Source organism: Pseudomonas sp. GW821-FHT02A11, from assembly GCF_059421985.1.
On sequence record NZ_JBWKWB010000005.1, the window covers coordinates 159,249 to 175,633 of the forward strand.

Consider the following 16,385-nt stretch of genomic DNA (forward strand, 5'->3'; position numbering starts at 1 on the left):
GTGCCAGCGCCTCAATTGGACTGGCACTACTCACTTGTAGCCTTCCAACATCTTGCAGCTTGAAGCTCAAAGCTTGGAGCTGCTCCAAAAGAGTCTTCCAATGGCCCTCGACATTCACGCCCACCGCATCCTGATTCTGGACTTCGGTTCCCAATACACCCAACTGATCGCCCGTCGCGTGCGTGAAATCGGTGTGTACTGCGAGCTGCACCCTTTCGACATGGACGACGAAGCGATTCGCGAATTCGCGCCAAAAGGCGTCATCCTCGCCGGCGGCCCCGAGTCCGTACACGTCGCGGACAGCCCGCGCTGCCCTCAGGCGGTGTTTGATCTGGGCGTTCCGGTCTTCGGTATCTGCTACGGCATGCAGACCATGGCCGAACAACTGGGCGGCAAGGTTGAAGGTTCCGAGCTGCGTGAATTCGGTTACGCGCGCGTCGACGTGGTCGGCAAGAGCCGCCTGCTTGACGGCATCGAAGACCATGTCGACGCCGACGGCGTGCTCGGTCTGGACGTGTGGATGAGCCACGGTGACAAGGTCACCAAGCTGCCGTCCGAATTCCACATCCTGGCCAGCACCCCGAGCTGCCCGATCGCCGGCATGGCCGACGACGCTCGCGGCTATTACGGCGTGCAGTTCCACCCGGAAGTGACCCATACCAAGCAGGGCGGTCGCATCCTGTCGCGCTTCATCCTCGACATCTGTGGCTGTGAAGCCCTGTGGACCCCGTCGAAGATCGCTGAAGACGCCATTGCTCAGGTTCGCGCTCAGGTCGGTACCGACAACGTGCTGCTGGGTCTGTCCGGCGGTGTCGACTCCTCCGTGGTCGCAGCCCTGCTGCACAAGGCCATCGGTGACCAGCTGACCTGCGTGTTCGTCGACAACGGCCTGCTGCGCCTGCACGAAGGCGAGCAAGTGATGGCCATGTTCGCCGAGAACATGGGCGTCAAGGTGATCCGCGCCAACGCTGAGGACCAGTTCCTCAACAACCTGGCCGGTGAAGCCGACCCGGAGAAAAAGCGCAAGATCATCGGCCGCACCTTCATCGACGTATTCGATGCCGAGTCGAGCAAACTGCATAACATCAAGTACCTGGCACAGGGCACCATCTACCCTGACGTGATCGAGTCCGCTGGCGCCAAGAGCGGCAAGGCCCACGTGATCAAGTCGCACCACAACGTGGGCGGCCTGCCGGAAGAAATGAACCTGAAACTGGTCGAGCCGCTGCGCGAACTGTTCAAGGACGAGGTCCGTCGTCTGGGCCTGGAATTGGGCCTGCCGTACGACATGGTTTACCGTCACCCGTTCCCGGGGCCGGGCCTGGGTGTGCGCATCCTCGGTGAGGTGAAGAAGGAATACGCCGACCTGCTGCGTCGCGCCGACCACATCTTCATCGAAGAACTGCGCAAGGCCGACTGGTACCACAAAGTCAGCCAGGCTTTCGTGGTGTTCCAGCCTGTGAAATCGGTAGGCGTGGTCGGCGACGGCCGTCGTTACGCCTGGGTCGTCGCCCTGCGCGCCGTCGAAACCATCGACTTCATGACCGCACGTTGGGCGCACCTGCCTTACGAGCTGCTGGAAACTGTGAGCGGCCGCATCATCAACGAAATCGAAGGCATCTCCCGCGTCACCTACGACGTATCGAGCAAGCCGCCTGCGACGATTGAGTGGGAATGATGACCGAGCCCCGCTGAGCCTTTCAGGGCCTCAGTGATTCACTCCCCGAAGCCGGATGCCGTCCCCGAGACGCATCCGGCTTCGTCGTTTCAGGCGATCGGTTCCGCCCCTTAAGCTTCAGTTACGTCAGTCCTGTCAGTTTCAGCGCGAACGCGAGTTCCTCGAAGCTGGCGTAGCGCCTTCCACTGACCGCTGGCCAGTCGGGGCTCTGGATGGACAGCTGTTCGTCGCTGACGGTGATCGGCACGTAAGTCAGCGTTCCTTCGTGATTTTTGTAGATCAGTTGCGGTGAGTCATCGGCGCGCTGGATGGCAAAGTTGCCGGGGGTTCGCAGGCGGTAGCCCAATGAGGTGGGGGTGCGCAGAAAGTGAGTCTTGACGCCGGTGGTCACCATTTGCAACCGCAGGTCACTTTTGACGCGTCCCGCGGGGCGGCCAATGGAGGTCAGGACGTCTTCGCCAGGGTCGGGATCGAAACCGGTCACGCCACCGGCCGGGACGTCGCGAACGCGCAAGCCCACCACGCCTTCGATTTCTGCAACGCCCGGCACGCCCCTGAACGCATTGGCGTGGGCATTGCCCACCAGGGCGACCCATTTGCCGCCGACTCGGGCAGGTTCGTCGGCGGCGATGACCGTATGGGCGAAATAATTCATGAGTTTGAGTCGCACGTTGCCCGCCGGATCGGGCAGGCCTGCAGTGCGATAACTGGCCATGCAGTCGATAGCGCGAACACGCACCCCGTATTTCTGGGCCGTGAGCACCAGATTATTGAACGTGTAGGTGCCGGTCGAGTCGGTGAAATGGCCCCAGTCCAGATTGAGCAGATACGCCTGCAGGGTTTGCGGCATGCGACCGGTTCGGGCAAGCGTGTCCAGGTCGACCTGATGCAGGTCGGTCAGCACGTGTTCCAGATACAGCGTGCGCACTTTCTGTTTGGCGAGCTGAGCCATGTTGTCGATCAGAAATTGCTTGCTCGCCACGCTGCTGTGGCTTTCCCCGATCACCAGACCCTGGTGGCGTTCGTAGAGTCGTCTGATCGCCGCTTTAGGTAGCGCGTCGCGAGGGATGTCAGGGGCGGGTGGGCGTTCGGGAAGCTCCAGGTGGGTGTAGAAGGCGTCGGCATCGTCCGCCAGGCGTTGCCGGATGTCAAAGAACTGGTCCATCGCATCGGGGGCGCCCAGCGAGGCATATTCGCCGCTGAAGGGTTTGTTGCTGGGGCTCTCGACACACGAGCGCATGGCCTGGCGCAGGTTTACCGGCATGTCGTAAGGACTGGGCAGCGCAGGGGCGGTCGCAATCGACACTCGGCCTGACAACGAGCTGAACGCTTTGCCGCCGCCCAGCAAGCCGCGACCCTGGATGGCCTGCCATTTGCCGTCAGCGCCGAGCCGTAGTGGCACGTTGCCGTGAAACGAGAACGGATTTTCGGGGTCGACGACCGTCCAGGCGTTCAGCTCGTTCATGAAGCGCACCCGATACACATCATCATCGATGGACACGTAAGTCGCGGCAGGCTCTTTCACGTAGACGCCCTGCATTCGTCCGTCGCTGGCAGGCGGGGTCATGGTGTCGAGCAGTTCGTTGGTCCTGAACGGCCGCAGCGCTCCCTCGGGCGCGGCCTCTACGGTGGTAATGGCTGGAGTCTTCACGACCATTTCCAGCGCGGGCGGAGCGGCCGGTTCGGGTATCGCTTCGGCGGCTGGGCCGGTTGTGTTCTCGGGGGCTATTTCGCCCACCTCAGGGAGGGCTGCCTGCACTAAAAAGACGCTGTTCAAGAGCACGTCGATGCTGCCGAGAATGGCGCCGATGACACCGTTTTTGCGTTCGGCGGTGGTGTGCCCATGGATCGCCTGATCGACACTCAGACCGACATCGGCCAGCCCCGCGCCCACGGCCGCCAATGCGATGGGCCAGTCCAGCGCCGCCAATGCTCCGAACGTCTGGCCGAAGGCTTTCAGACACCCCATCCACATCTGCTCACGCAGTTCGCCGTTGGAGCGAAGCGCGTAGTCGGCGTCCGCCTGCATGCGGGTTCGAGTGGAGTCGCGCAAGTGGGTGAACGGATCGCCAACCAGGGTCCTGTCGTTGCGATTGATCACCTTGAGCGTGCCGGGCCCCCAGTTGCTGAACATCATGTCCAGCGCGTGATTGAGCCCGCTGGCATGGTCCTGCTCGGCATGAGTGGAGAGCGGGAAGTGCGACATGAATTGCGCGCGGTTGCTGGCCTGATCGGTGTGGGTCATCAGCCACCATTGCAGGTCCTCGGGCGTTTCGAAGACCTCAAAGGCGTCGACCTCGCCGGGTATATAGAGGAACTGACGACCGCCCGGTTCGACGAATCGCAGAATGTCGGTGGCTTCGTAACCGGCAATGTCCAGTGTGGCAATTCTGATGTTTGCGCTGGATGTGCTTTCCGACTGCAACGAAGGGAGCGTGACAGGTTGGTTCTGATCGATGCCCGATGCCGACATCAGCGAGGTCAGCTGCTCGCTGTCGAGGTGGCCGCTGTGATGATCTTCCAGGGCCTTGGCGATGAAATTGGCTTTGGCCAGGGTTCTGAAATCATCCGCGCAGTGCTGCCAGAAGTTCGCGAGCTGGCGGTTGAAGCGGGTTTTGAAGTCCAGGGTCCAAAACGCCTCCATGACGTCCTGCGGCAGCAAGCGCACCTCGTTGGCTTCATCGTAGGCCTGCTCCTCGGGCCCATCGGTGTAAAAGCCACTCATGGCTTGCAGATCGTCGGGGGCGTCCTGATCGCTTGTGCTGAAGCGACGCATGACCAACTGCGGCAAGGTCAGGGATTCGATGGGGGTTTCCAGATGTTCCCAGCCATTGAAGGTCAGCGAGCTGCTTTCGGTGCGGTTGAAGCGGTGCCAGTAGACGGTGTCCGATTCCAGATGATCAAGGCCGTGTTGACGCAGAATGTCGGCCGCGGCGCTGCGCGCCATTTCGCGCATGTCGGGACAGTTGTCGACCACTTTCTGGCCGATGGTGTTGAGCGTTTGTCTGTCTGCATCGATGGCAGAAGTGTCGCGGGTGACGGGAGGCATGGTTGTCGTCCTCGATGAATAAGCCTTGAGCTTCCCGATTCACCTCGTTTAATTGGTACTAAATATGTACCGCAGCCATTGCTCGCTTATCTTCCTGTAAATGCATGTGTATCGTATTCGCCCCTCACAAATGCTCGCGTCCGCGACGTTGTTTTCTCCCTGATTTTTGAGGTTCAGCTGATGTCCTTCACGCGTCGACAAATTCTCGGAGGTCTGGCCGGTCTCGCGGTCGTCGGGCTGGGCGCTGGCGGCGCGTCGCGTTATTGGCTGGGGCGTACCGGCCCGGGGGAGGGGCACGATTACGAGCTGATCGCAGCGCCGCTGGATGTCGAGCTGGTGCCCGGTTTCAAGACGCCCGCCTGGGCATTCGGTCATTCCGCGCCGGGGACCGAGTTACGGGTCAAACAGGGCGACTGGCTGCGGGTGCGCTTCATCAACCATTTGCCCGTTGAGACCACCATTCACTGGCACGGCATTCGATTGCCGCTGGAAATGGACGGCGTGCCTTACGTCTCGCAGCTGCCGGTCAAGCCCGGCGAATATTTCGATTACAGGTTTCGTGTGCCGGATGCCGGCAGCTACTGGTACCACCCCCATGTCAGCAGCAGCGAAGAGCTGGGGCGCGGGTTGATCGGACCGCTGATTATCGAGGAGCGCGAGCCGACCGGTTTTCTGCATGAGCGCACGGTCAGCCTGAAGAGCTGGCACGTGGATGAGCAGGGCGCGTTCACCCAATTCAGCGTCACTCGTGAGGCCGCGCGGGAAGGCACGGCGGGGCGGCTGTCGACGATCAACGGGGTGCCTCAGGGGGTGGTCGAACTGCCTGCCGGGCAGATCACTCGGGTGCGTATCCTCAATCTGGACAACACCGTGACCTATCGCCTCAACCTGCCAGATGCCGAAGCGATGATCTACGCGCTGGACGGCAATCCGGTCAAACCTCGCCCGCTGGGCAAGGATTATTGGCTGGGACCGGGCATGCGCATTTGTCTGGCGATCAAGGCGCCTGCCGCCGGCCAAGAGCTGTCGCTGCGAAACGGGCCGGTGCGTCTGGGCACGTTTCGCTCAGTGGCCAACAACGACGCCCCGGGTGGTTGGCCGCCTGAGCTGCCGGCCAACCCCGTGGCGGAGCCGGATCTGGCCAACGCCGAGAAACTCAATTTCAACTTCGAATGGGTGGGCTCGATGTCGGTCAGCGCCGAGGGCAAGCCGCCAACCCTGTGGCAGATCAACGGTCAGGCCTGGGACATCACGGACAAAACCTGTGCTGACCGACCGATCGCCAGGCTTGAGAAAGGCAAAAGCTACATTTTCGAACTGAAGAACATGACCCAGTATCAGCATCCCATTCATTTGCACGGCATGAGCTTCAAGGTGATTGCGTCCAATCGCAAGGACGTGATTCCGTATTTCACCGACACCTATCTGTTAGGACGAAACGAGCGCGCACGGGTGGCACTGGTAGCGGATAATCCCGGCGTGTGGATGTTCCACTGCCATGTGATCGATCACATGGAAACCGGTCTTATGGCAGCTATCGAGGTTTCGTAATGCGGCAGCCGCAAATCATTGATCGCAGCCGCGATCAGCATTTCATGCGTGACGCCCTGGCGCTGGCCGCTGAAGGGGCGATGCTGGGCGAGGTGCCGGTGGGCGCGGTACTGGTGCACGACGGCGTGATCATCGGCCGAGGCTTCAACTGCCCGATCAGCGGCAGCGACCCCAGCGCCCACGCCGAAATGGTCGCCATCCGCGCCGCCGCCCAGGCCGTGAGCAACTACCGCCTGCCGGGCAGCACGCTGTACGTCACGCTGGAGCCATGCAGCATGTGCGCGGGTTTGATCGTGCATTCGCGTGTCGCTCGTGTAGTGTATGGGGCGACCGAGCCCAAAGCAGGGGTGGTGCAGAGTCAGGGGCAGTTTTTCACCCAGCCATTTCTCAACCATCGGGTGCTGTTCGAGGGCGGCGTGCTGGCGGAGGAGTGTGGGACGATGCTGAGTGAGTTTTTCAGGATGAGAAGGGCGAAGGGGTAAAGAAATTTCAAAGGCCCTGCGCCCATTTTTCGATACACCGCGATCCTCGTGGGAGACGCCGGAGGTTACGACGGCAGCGAATACGGTGTATCAGCCGGCATCACGTTAATTGACCCACCGCGCTCGCGGCCGTCGTAACCTCCGACTGCTTCCACAGGGGCGGCGTCGGATTCGCAGACCGTGTGAGGCTCTTTAAAGCGGGGCCTTTTCTTCCGGCGGCTTGGTCTTGTCCACACCCGGCACATGCAACGCCCCTTCGGCCACCTGACTGCCTTCCAGCTGCGGCTGCGTCACCCACGTCAGAATGTCGTAATACCGACGAATGTTCGCGACAAAACTCACCGGTTCGCCCCCTCGGGCATAGCCGTATCGCGTCTTGCTGTACCACTTTTTCTGCGACAGGCGCGGCAGCATCTTCTTCACGTCCAGCCACTTGTTCGGGTTCAGCCCTTCGTTTTCCGCCAGCTTGCGTGCATCGTCGAGATGCCCGGTGCCGATGTTGTAGGACGCCAGCGCAAGCCAGGTGCGATCCGGCTCCTGAATCGTGTCGTCGAGCTGTTCTTTCACGTAGGCAAAATACTTGGCGCCACCCTGAATGCTTTGCTTGGCATCCAGACGGTTGGAAACACCCATTGCCTGCGCCGTACTCTGAGTCAGCATCATCAGGCCACGCACGCCGGTCTTGGAAGTGACGGCCGGTTGCCAGAGCGATTCCTGATAGCCAATGGCTGCCAGCAGACGCCAGTCAACCTGTTCTTCCTTGGCTGCAGCCTGGAAATGTTTCTCGTACTTGGGCAGACGTTCCTGCAGATGCTGGGCGAAGGTGTAGGCGCCGACGTAGCCAAGAACGTCCACATGCCCGTAATAGCGGTCCTTGAGCCGCTGCAGCATGCCGTTCTTCTGCATCTTGTCGAGGAAGCTGTTGATCTCGTTGAGCAGGCTGTTGTCATCGCCGGGCGCCACGGCCCAGCGCTGATCGCGGCCATCACCCAGGTCGAACGCCACGCGTACGTTGGGGAAGTACACCTGGTTCATCGCCAGCTCGTTGGAATCCACAAGGGTCAGGTCGATCTGGCCTTCGTCCACCATGCGCAACAGGTCGACGACCTCGACCTGATCGGACTCTTCATAGTTGATGCCGGGGTACTTCACTTTCAGCGCCGCCAATTGTTCGGCATGGCTGCTGCCCTTGAGCACGAGGATCTTTTTGCCCACCAGATCGCCGGGGTCGGTCGGGCGGTTCTGGCCGTTGCGGTAGATGACCTGCGGGGTGACTTCCAGGTACGAATGGGAGAAGCGCACCTGTTTGGCGCGGTTCTCGGTGCTGACCAGACCGGCTGCCGCCAGCACCGGGCCGCCCGGTTTGTTCATCTGGTCGAACAGGTCGTCGAGGTTGTCGGCGGTTTCGATTTTCAGTTCTACGCCCAGATCGTCGGCAAAACGCTTGACCAGTTCGTACTCGAAACCGGTTTCACCGTTGCGGTCCTGGAAGTAGGTGGCCGGGCTGTTGCGAGTGACAACGCGCAGGACGCCATCCTCCTTGACCCGTTCCAGTGTGTTGGGTTTCTCAACACAGGCGCCGAGCAGCAGGAAGATTCCGGTTGCGATGAGCCACTTGGCGCAGCGTGGGCGGAAATCCGATGGGGAAAACATCGGTGCAGTATACGCAAAGCGCGCTGACCGCCATATCTCGACAGAGAGAGTCGCGTCTGATAGAGCACACAGTTTTTTAACTGATTTGTGTAGGAAACCGTCTCGCACCGACATTCGGGTGTGTCGAGGCTTTCGTTTCGGGTGCCGAAAGGGCGTGTTTAGGCTAGAATGCACGGCCTCAAAGCACACCCCTTCCCCGAGGCTGTCCCGACGATGTTGATCCTGCGTGGTGCTCCCGCCCTTTCCGCCTTCCGCCACAAGAAATTACTTGAGCAGCTGAACGATAAGGTTCCCGCTGTCAGTGGCCTGTACGCTGAATTCGCTCACTTCGCTGAGGTTACCGGCGTTCTGACCGAGGCGGAGCAGCAAGTGCTGGCCCGTCTGCTGAAGTACGGCCCGAGCGTGCCGGTTCAGGAGCCTCGTGGTCGTCTGTTCCTGGTGCTGCCACGCTTCGGCACCATCTCCCCGTGGTCGAGCAAGGCCACCGACATCGCGCGCAACTGCAGCCTGACCAAGATCCAGCGCATCGAGCGCGGCATTGCCTTTTATGTAGAAGGCCAGTTCAGCGACGCCGACGCGCAGCTGGTCGCAGACAGCCTGCACGACCGCATGACCCAGGTGGTACTGGCCGCTCAGGAAGAAGCTGCCGGGCTGTTCAGTCACGCCGAGCCAAAGCCGCTGACCGCAGTGGACGTGCTGGGTGGCGGTCGCGCCGCGCTGGAAAAAGCCAACGTCGAGCTGGGCCTGGCGCTGGCCGAAGACGAAATCGATTATCTGGTCAATGCTTTCATTGGCCTCAAGCGTAATCCGCACGACATCGAACTGATGATGTTCGCCCAGGCGAACTCCGAGCACTGCCGTCACAAGATCTTCAACGCCAGTTGGGACATCGACGGCCAGAGCCAGGAAAAAAGCCTGTTCGGCATGATCAAGAACACCTATCAGATGCACAACGAAGGCGTGCTGTCTGCTTATAAGGACAACGCTTCGGTGATCGTCGGCCACACGGCCGGCCGCTTCTTCCCGAACCCTGAGACTCGCCAGTACGGCGCGGTGCAGGAGCCGGTGCACATCCTGATGAAGGTTGAAACTCACAACCACCCGACCGCGATTGCGCCGTTCCCTGGCGCGTCCACCGGTTCCGGTGGCGAGATCCGCGACGAAGGCGCAACCGGCCGTGGCGCCAAGCCAAAGGCGGGCCTCACCGGTTTCACCGTTTCCAACCTGAACATTCCGGGTTTCGAGCAACCTTGGGAGAAGCCTTACGGCAAGCCTGAGCGTATCGTCACCCCGCTGGACATCATGATCGAAGGCCCGCTGGGCGGCGCCGCGTTCAACAACGAATTCGGTCGTCCGGCCCTGACCGGCTACTTCCGTACCTTTGAGCAGTCCATCAATACCCCGCACGGCGAAGAAGTTCGTGGCTACCACAAGCCGATCATGCTGGCCGGTGGCATGGGCAACATCCGTGAAGAACACGTGCAGAAGGGCGAGATCACCATCGGCGCCAAGCTGATCGTGCTCGGCGGCCCGGCCATGCTGATCGGTCTGGGTGGCGGCGCCGCTTCCTCCATGGCCACCGGCACCAGCTCGGCGGACCTGGACTTCGCCTCGGTTCAGCGTGAAAACCCTGAAATGGAGCGTCGCTGCCAGGAAGTCATCGACCGTTGCTGGCAGCTGGGCGACCAGAACCCGATCGCTTTCATCCACGACGTCGGCGCAGGCGGCCTGTCCAACGCCTTCCCTGAGCTGGTCAACGATGGCGGCCGTGGCGGTCGCTTCGAACTGCGCAACGTGCCGAACGACGAGCCAGGCATGGCACCGCTGGAAATCTGGAGCAACGAGTCCCAGGAACGTTACGTCCTGGCGGTCAGCGCCCCGGATTTCGAACGCTTTAAGGCCATCTGTGAACGCGAGCGTTGCCCGTTCGCCGTTGTCGGTGAAGCCACCGAAGAGCCACAACTGACCGTCACCGACAGCCACTTCGGCAACAGCCCGGTGGACATGCCGCTTGAAGTGCTGCTGGGCAAGGCGCCGCGCATGCACCGCTCGGCCAGCCGCGAATCCGAACTGGGCGACGATTTCGACCCGAGCACTCTGGACCTTGAAGAGAGCGTTCAGCGCGTACTGCATCACCCGGCTGTGGCCAGCAAGAGCTTCCTGATCACCATCGGCGACCGCAGCATTACCGGCCTGGTCAATCGTGATCAGATGGTCGGCCCGTGGCAGGTGCCGGTCGCTGACGTCGCGGTCACCGCAACCAGCTTCGACGTGTACACCGGTGAAGCGATGGCTATGGGCGAGCGCACTCCGCTGGCACTGCTGGATGCCCCGGCGTCCGGCCGCATGGCGATCGGCGAGACCCTGACCAACCTCGCGGCCTCGAGCATCGCGAAGATTTCCGACATCAAATTGTCGGCCAACTGGATGTCCGCAGCCGGTCACCCGGGTGAAGACGCGCGTCTGTACGACACCGTGAAGGCGGTCGGCATGGAGCTGTGCCCTGAGCTGGGCATCACCATTCCGGTGGGCAAGGACTCCATGTCCATGAAAACCCGCTGGAGCGATGGAGGCGCGGAGAAAACCGTCACTTCGCCGCTGTCGCTGATCGTCACCGGTTTCGCTCCGGTCGCCGACATTCGCAAGACTCTCACCCCGCAACTGCGCATGGACAAGGGCGAGACGGACCTGATCCTGATCGACCTGGGCCGTGGCCAAAACCGCATGGGTGCGTCGATTCTCGCGCAGACCCACGGCAAGCTGGGCAAGGCCGCACCGGACGTCGACGACGCTGAAGACCTGAAGGCGTTCTTCGCCGTGATTCAGGGCCTCAACGCCGACGGCCACCTGCTGGCCTACCACGACCGTTCCGACGGCGGCCTGATGACCACCGTGCTGGAAATGGCCTTCGCCGGTCATTGCGGTCTGAACCTGGAACTCGACACCCTGACCGGCAAGCGTGAAAAAGTCGCGGCCATCCTCTTCAACGAAGAGCTGGGTGCGGTGATTCAGGTGCGTCAGGACGCAACGCCGCTGGTACTTGCACAGTTCAGCGCTGCTGGCCTGGGCGAAGACTGCGTGGCCGTGATCGGCAAGCCGGTCAACAACAGCGAAGTGGCTGTCAGCCTGAAGGGCGAAGAGCTGTTCAAGGGCGACCGCCGTCTGCTGCAACGTCAGTGGAGTGAAACCAGCTACCAGATCCAGCGTCTGCGCGACAACGCTGACTGCGCCGATCAGGAGTTCGACGCCCTGCTGGAAGAAGACAACCCAGGCCTGAGCGTCAAGTTGGGCTACGACGTCAACGAGGACATCGCAGCACCGTACATCAAGAAAGGCGTGCGCCCACAAGTGGCGGTCCTGCGTGAGCAGGGCGTGAACGGTCAGGTTGAAATGGCGGCTGCCTTCGACCGCGCCGGTTTCGCCTCGGTTGACGTGCACATGAGCGACATCCTCGCCGGCCGTGTCGACCTGAATGAGTTCAAGGGTCTGGTGGCGTGTGGTGGTTTCTCCTACGGCGACGTTCTCGGCGCCGGTGAAGGCTGGGCCAAGTCCGCGCTGTTCAACACCCGAGCACGTGATGCGTTCCAGGGCTTCTTCGAGCGTTCCGACAGCTTCGCCCTAGGCGTGTGCAACGGTTGCCAGATGATGTCCAACCTGCACGAGCTGATTCCGGGCAGCGAGTTCTGGCCGCACTTCGTTCGTAACCGCTCCGAGCAGTTCGAAGCGCGCGTGGCGATGGTCGAGATCCAGAAATCGGCGTCGATCTTCCTGCAAGGCATGGCCGGTTCGCGCATGCCGATCGCCATCGCCCACGGCGAAGGCCATGCGGAATTCAAATCGTCTGATGCACTGCTCGAAACCGACGTGTCCGGCACCGTGGCGATGCGTTTCGTCGACAACCACGGCAAGGTCACCGAGAGCTACCCGGCCAACCCGAACGGCTCGCCGCGCGGCATCACCGGCCTGACCACCCGCGACGGTCGCGTCACCATCATGATGCCGCACCCTGAACGAGTGTTCCGCGCCGTGAACAACTCGTGGCGTCCGGATGAATGGGCGGAAGATGGCGCGTGGATGCGTATGTTCAGGAACGCGCGCGTCTGGGTTAACTGATAAAGGATGTACAAGCTCGCCTTCTTCGTGCCACCGAGCCATGTGGAGCAGGTCAAGCGTGCGTTGTTCGCCGCCGGCGCGGGGCGAATCGGTGCTTATGACAGCTGCTCATGGCAGGTGCTGGGTCAAGGCCAGTTTCGCCCGTTGGACGGCAGCCAGCCGTTCATTGGGCAGACCGGTGAGATCGAGCAGGTTGAAGAGTGGAAGGTCGAGCTTGTGGTCGCCGATGAGCTGATTCAGCAGGCGGTGGCTGCCCTCAAAATCAGCCACCCCTACGAAACCCCGGCTTATGAAGTGTGGAAGCTCGCGGATTTCTGATGTCTTGCGCGAACCTTCTCTAGCAGTGCGGCTTGCCGGCGGTGACGGATTTGAACTCGCTGCCGCCGGCAAGCCGTGCTGCTACAGAGGCGTTTTAATGTGTCGCTAACCACCATCCCCCGCAACACCTCGCTCACCACCTGCGCACTATCCCCCAACATCCAGCTGCTGTGGTTTTCGCGAGCATCAAGAGAACGCTCTTGTGAACGCTCACCGACCACGTCGTTCTTTACTCACGCTTCGTTTTATCACCTTCTAACAGCACTAGCTGTCACCCGGTTCCGAATAAAAAATTTCACCTTTGGCGGCTGTAACAGGGCCTGCCGCCAACGGGAGCAATCAGCCCGTAAGCAGCGGCAGTGCCAACTGCCTGTTGCCGACTGACCGAGCCGAGTTTTCGCCGGGCATTGAGCAGGTGGAAGTCGATGGTGCGTTCAGAGCGTGTGAGGATGTGGCTGATCTCCCAACTCGTCTTGCCAGCAGTTGCCCAATACAGGCACTCCATTTCTCTGGGTGTCAGGCCTTGTCGCTCCGGCATCGAGTTTTGAAAGTGATGACCCATGCCGGCCAGTAAGTAGGGTATGAGCATGAACAGCTGGCTTACTGCAGGATGGGAAAAAACTGTTTGCTCTGCAGCCTGAATGTCGTCAAAGGCCACGCTAAGGGTGCCTCTGAACAGTTCATAGCGCAATGGGATGCTCAGGCCGTTTCGTAGTCCATATTGTTCGCGCAGCTCCCAGAATCGGCGCGCCCGGCCGCGCGCCCGACGGTGTTCTGTAGACCAGAAATAAGGAACAAGTTCCTGGCGGCAATGTTTAAGGATCGGGTCAATTTCTATCAGCCCATTGCGACAGTAATGTTCCAACCACTGCTTGGGGAATGTTGTGAGGACGCCGCTCAAAGGGTCTTTATCGTCTGGTCTGGCTGGGCCGAGACTGATCAGGAAGCTGGCGAAGCCTAATTCACGCAATGTTTTTTTCAGCAAGCGTTCCCAGTCGCACCGGTGGATGTTTTTAGCAAGGCCCATGAAAGTGTCGACTGTTGCAGCATTCTCGGCTTGCTTATGCGCAGTGTCCGACGCGGTGTATTTGTCCATAAACAGTTCGCTCTTGTTGATACTGCATTTGACCTGGCACCTACATTGTCTGCACCCGTTCTGGTGTGCCCGCACTTGTGGGAAGCGCTGATTGGTACATCCGTGTTAGCCAATGCGCAAACCTTGGCATTTGGGCATCCGCTGGTGCAGGGGAAGACATCCCGGTTGAGGCCTATCCCGTCGCCATGCACGTCAGTTGAGGTAATGCCTGATGAAGCTGCGGAACAGGTCCAGGCCGTTTTCCGTGAGGATACTTTCGGGGTGGTACTGAACGCCCTCAATGGGCAGCGTGCGATGCCGAACGCCCATGATGTAGCCATCGTCGGTTGACCTGGAGGTCACCTCCAGACAGTCCGGCAAACCTGAGTCTGTAAGCATGAGGGAGTGATAGCGAGTTGCGTTGAAAGATCGACCCGCGGTGTGGGCATAGACCCCCTTGCCATCGTTTTCTATCGGGCTCACCTTGCCATGCATGACGTGAGGAGCGCGGCAGATTTGAGCCCCGAACGCCAGCCCCACGGCTTGATGGCCGAGGCAAACACCCAGCAGCGGCAGGCGGAGCTCGAAATGCCGGATGAGTTCGATATAGCCGACATCCGCCGGGTGGCCAGGCCCAGGGCCCAATACGCAAAAGTCTGGCGCGAAAGCTTCGATCCGCGCAATGAGGTCAGGCAGGTCATGGCGCTCGACACGAGTTTCCAACCCGAGTTGCTCAAGGTATTGGCTGATGATGAAGACAAAGCTGTCGTAGGCATCGATCAAAAATACTTTCACAGTGCGATCTCCTTTCCGGTCACTGCGCGGTAAACGGAACCCATCTTGTACAACGTTTCTTTCCACTCCATTTCGGGCGTGGAGTCGGCTACCACGCCTGCTGAGGCGCGCAGGTAGTAGGTGCCCTGATCATGCACGGTTGAACGAATGCACAGAGCCGTGTTGACGCTGCCGTCAAATCCGATCAGCCCTAGGGCACCTGCATAGATACCTCTTCGGTTGCTTTCCATGGCTTCGATCAGCTCCATCGCTCTGACCTTGGGTGCACCCGACATCGTCCCGGCTGGAAATGACGCCTTGATCACGTCGTAGGCGTCCATATCTGGGCGTAGCAACCCGCGAACATTCGAAACCATGTGGTAAAGGTGGGAATACTCCTCTACCAGCATGAATTCATCGACCTCCAGAGATCCTGGCTGGCAGACTCGGCCTATGTCATTGCGACACAGGTCAATGAGCATGAGATGCTCAGCGCGTTCTTTCTCCGAACGTGTCAGCTCCAACACCAGCTCGGTGGAATCGACACCGGGCCTCTTGCCTACAGTCCCGGCGATCGGGCGCATTTCGATCAGGTTGTCCTTGATTCTGACGAACAGTTCGGGGCTCGCACCGACCAGATCGATCCCGCCGACGTGCGCCAGATACATGTAGGGCGACGGATTGCGCATGCGCAGGCTCTTGTAAACGTCGAACGGCGTGATCCGGGAGCGAATATGGATCTCATGACCGAGCTGGATCTGGTACACGTCTCCAGCTCGTATATGCTCCATTGCCACTTCTACCCGCTGCGCGAACTGTTCCGGAGTGACCGTGCGGGTTTCTTCGAAGACCTGCGGATAATGAGGCTGTTCCTGCAGGCTCACCGGATTTGGGGCTCGCAGGAACGGGTAGTTTTTCAGGCCGCGTGTCCCCCACAAGGCGTGGTTATTGATCAAGGTTTCGACAGTGCCGTTGCTGTGGAAGTAGACCAATGTTTGGTAAACCGACAAAGCAACGAGCGGGTAGTCGTGAGTCTGTTCCGCCAGATCGGGCAGGCGTTCGATCAATCGCACGCTGTCGTATGAGAAATAGCCGAAGTACGCAAGGCTTTGTGGCTTGTCAGGAGCCGCCTGGAACAGGTTCTGGATGTATCGGAGCAGGTGCCAGGCGGATTCGCTGTCGGGTAATTCGATCTGCTGCTCGGGCCCGATCTTCATGCCCTGTTGGCGCAGGCAGCTGTAGAGGTGTTGGCAGAGTTCAGGCCGGCCGCGCAAATGGGCATGTCTTTCATCGTCGATGCACACTTCAAAAAGTGGTTCCATGCCGATGATCGTCGCCCGTCGATCGCGGCTGGGTCCTGAGAGTGACTCAAGGATGAATACCGAATGACGATCTAATTGCGCAAGTGCATGCGTATAAACACCAAGTGCATCGTTTGTTTGACGCTCTTCATGTTGAATAACATCTACCCTAAGAATATTACTGTCCATAGATAATTCCATTTTTAATATTTGTTGATGCAGTAAGTGATGGAGGACGTTAAATAAATATTAAGAAAGAAGGTGCGTTAGTTTGCTTCGATACTGAAGACTTTAATTCCGGTCGAACGCTGTTGCTGCCAAACGTAGTGCAGCCTAAATCGGCGTGCAGACGAGTCGCAACAATACTTCGGGCAGAGGTGCCCGGTTCGGA

Annotated in this window: 10 protein-coding genes; 5 read left to right on the forward strand and 5 right to left on the reverse strand. The window is 60.1% G+C overall.

Translation table 11 applies throughout. The features are described from left to right. Positions 1 to 100: 100 nt before the first annotated feature. A complete protein-coding gene (gene guaA / locus AC07V9_RS10075) occupies positions 101 to 1,678 on the forward strand; it encodes a glutamine-hydrolyzing GMP synthase (protein WP_495015570.1) in 1,578 nt (525 codons plus the stop codon). 121 nt (positions 1,679 to 1,799) lie between these two features. Here the strand turns inward: guaA and AC07V9_RS10080 are convergent, their stop codons facing one another. After that, positions 1,800 to 4,727 carry a membrane-targeted effector domain-containing toxin gene (locus tag AC07V9_RS10080; RefSeq protein ID WP_495015571.1) on the reverse strand — a complete coding sequence of 976 codons (2,928 nt, stop codon included), beginning with the start codon at positions 4,725 to 4,727 and terminating at the stop codon, positions 1,800 to 1,802. A gap of 180 nt (positions 4,728 to 4,907) precedes the next feature. Between AC07V9_RS10080 and AC07V9_RS10085 the strand changes: the two genes are divergently transcribed. Together AC07V9_RS10085 and tadA are read left to right on the forward strand one after the other, a co-directional pair. Further along, positions 4,908 to 6,278 (forward strand): multicopper oxidase family protein, encoded by a 1,371-nt coding sequence (locus AC07V9_RS10085; protein ID WP_495015572.1) that lies wholly within the window; start codon positions 4,908 to 4,910, stop codon positions 6,276 to 6,278. Next, positions 6,278 to 6,760: a tRNA adenosine(34) deaminase TadA gene (gene tadA, locus AC07V9_RS10090; protein ID WP_495015573.1), complete on the forward strand. Its 483-nt coding sequence runs from the start codon at positions 6,278 to 6,280 to the stop codon at positions 6,758 to 6,760. Before AC07V9_RS10085 ends, tadA begins: the two co-directional genes overlap by 1 nt. Positions 6,761 to 6,952: 192 nt before the next feature. Here tadA and mltF read toward each other — a convergent pair whose 3' ends face one another. Further along, positions 6,953 to 8,413, reverse strand: a complete 1,461-nt coding sequence (mltF, locus tag AC07V9_RS10095) for a membrane-bound lytic murein transglycosylase MltF (protein ID WP_495015574.1) — start codon at positions 8,411 to 8,413, stop codon at positions 6,953 to 6,955. A 213-nt stretch (positions 8,414 to 8,626) separates the two neighbouring features. Between mltF and purL the strand changes: the two genes are divergently transcribed. Beyond that, complete coding sequence (purL, locus tag AC07V9_RS10100) at positions 8,627 to 12,526, forward strand: phosphoribosylformylglycinamidine synthase (RefSeq protein ID WP_495015575.1); 3,900 nt, start codon at positions 8,627 to 8,629, stop codon at positions 12,524 to 12,526. A 6-nt stretch (positions 12,527 to 12,532) separates the two neighbouring features. Then, on the forward strand, positions 12,533 to 12,844 hold the full coding sequence (locus AC07V9_RS10105) for an NGG1p interacting factor NIF3 (RefSeq protein ID WP_495015576.1): 312 nt from the start codon (positions 12,533 to 12,535) through the stop codon (positions 12,842 to 12,844). A gap of 295 nt (positions 12,845 to 13,139) precedes the next feature. On the opposite strand, the gene AC07V9_RS10110 is transcribed toward AC07V9_RS10105, so the two are convergent. From AC07V9_RS10110 to AC07V9_RS10120, 3 genes are all read right to left on the reverse strand, one after another. Continuing rightward, complete coding sequence (locus AC07V9_RS10110; RefSeq protein ID WP_495015577.1) at positions 13,140 to 13,940, reverse strand: helix-turn-helix transcriptional regulator; 801 nt, start codon at positions 13,938 to 13,940, stop codon at positions 13,140 to 13,142. 192 nt (positions 13,941 to 14,132) lie between these two features. After that, positions 14,133 to 14,714, reverse strand: a complete 582-nt coding sequence (locus tag AC07V9_RS10115; protein ID WP_495015578.1) for an anthranilate synthase component II — start codon at positions 14,712 to 14,714, stop codon at positions 14,133 to 14,135. After that, positions 14,711 to 16,183: an anthranilate synthase component I family protein gene (locus tag AC07V9_RS10120; protein ID WP_495015579.1), complete on the reverse strand. Its 1,473-nt coding sequence runs from the start codon at positions 16,181 to 16,183 to the stop codon at positions 14,711 to 14,713. Before AC07V9_RS10120 ends, AC07V9_RS10115 begins: the two co-directional genes overlap by 4 nt. Positions 16,184 to 16,385 lie beyond the last annotated feature (202 nt).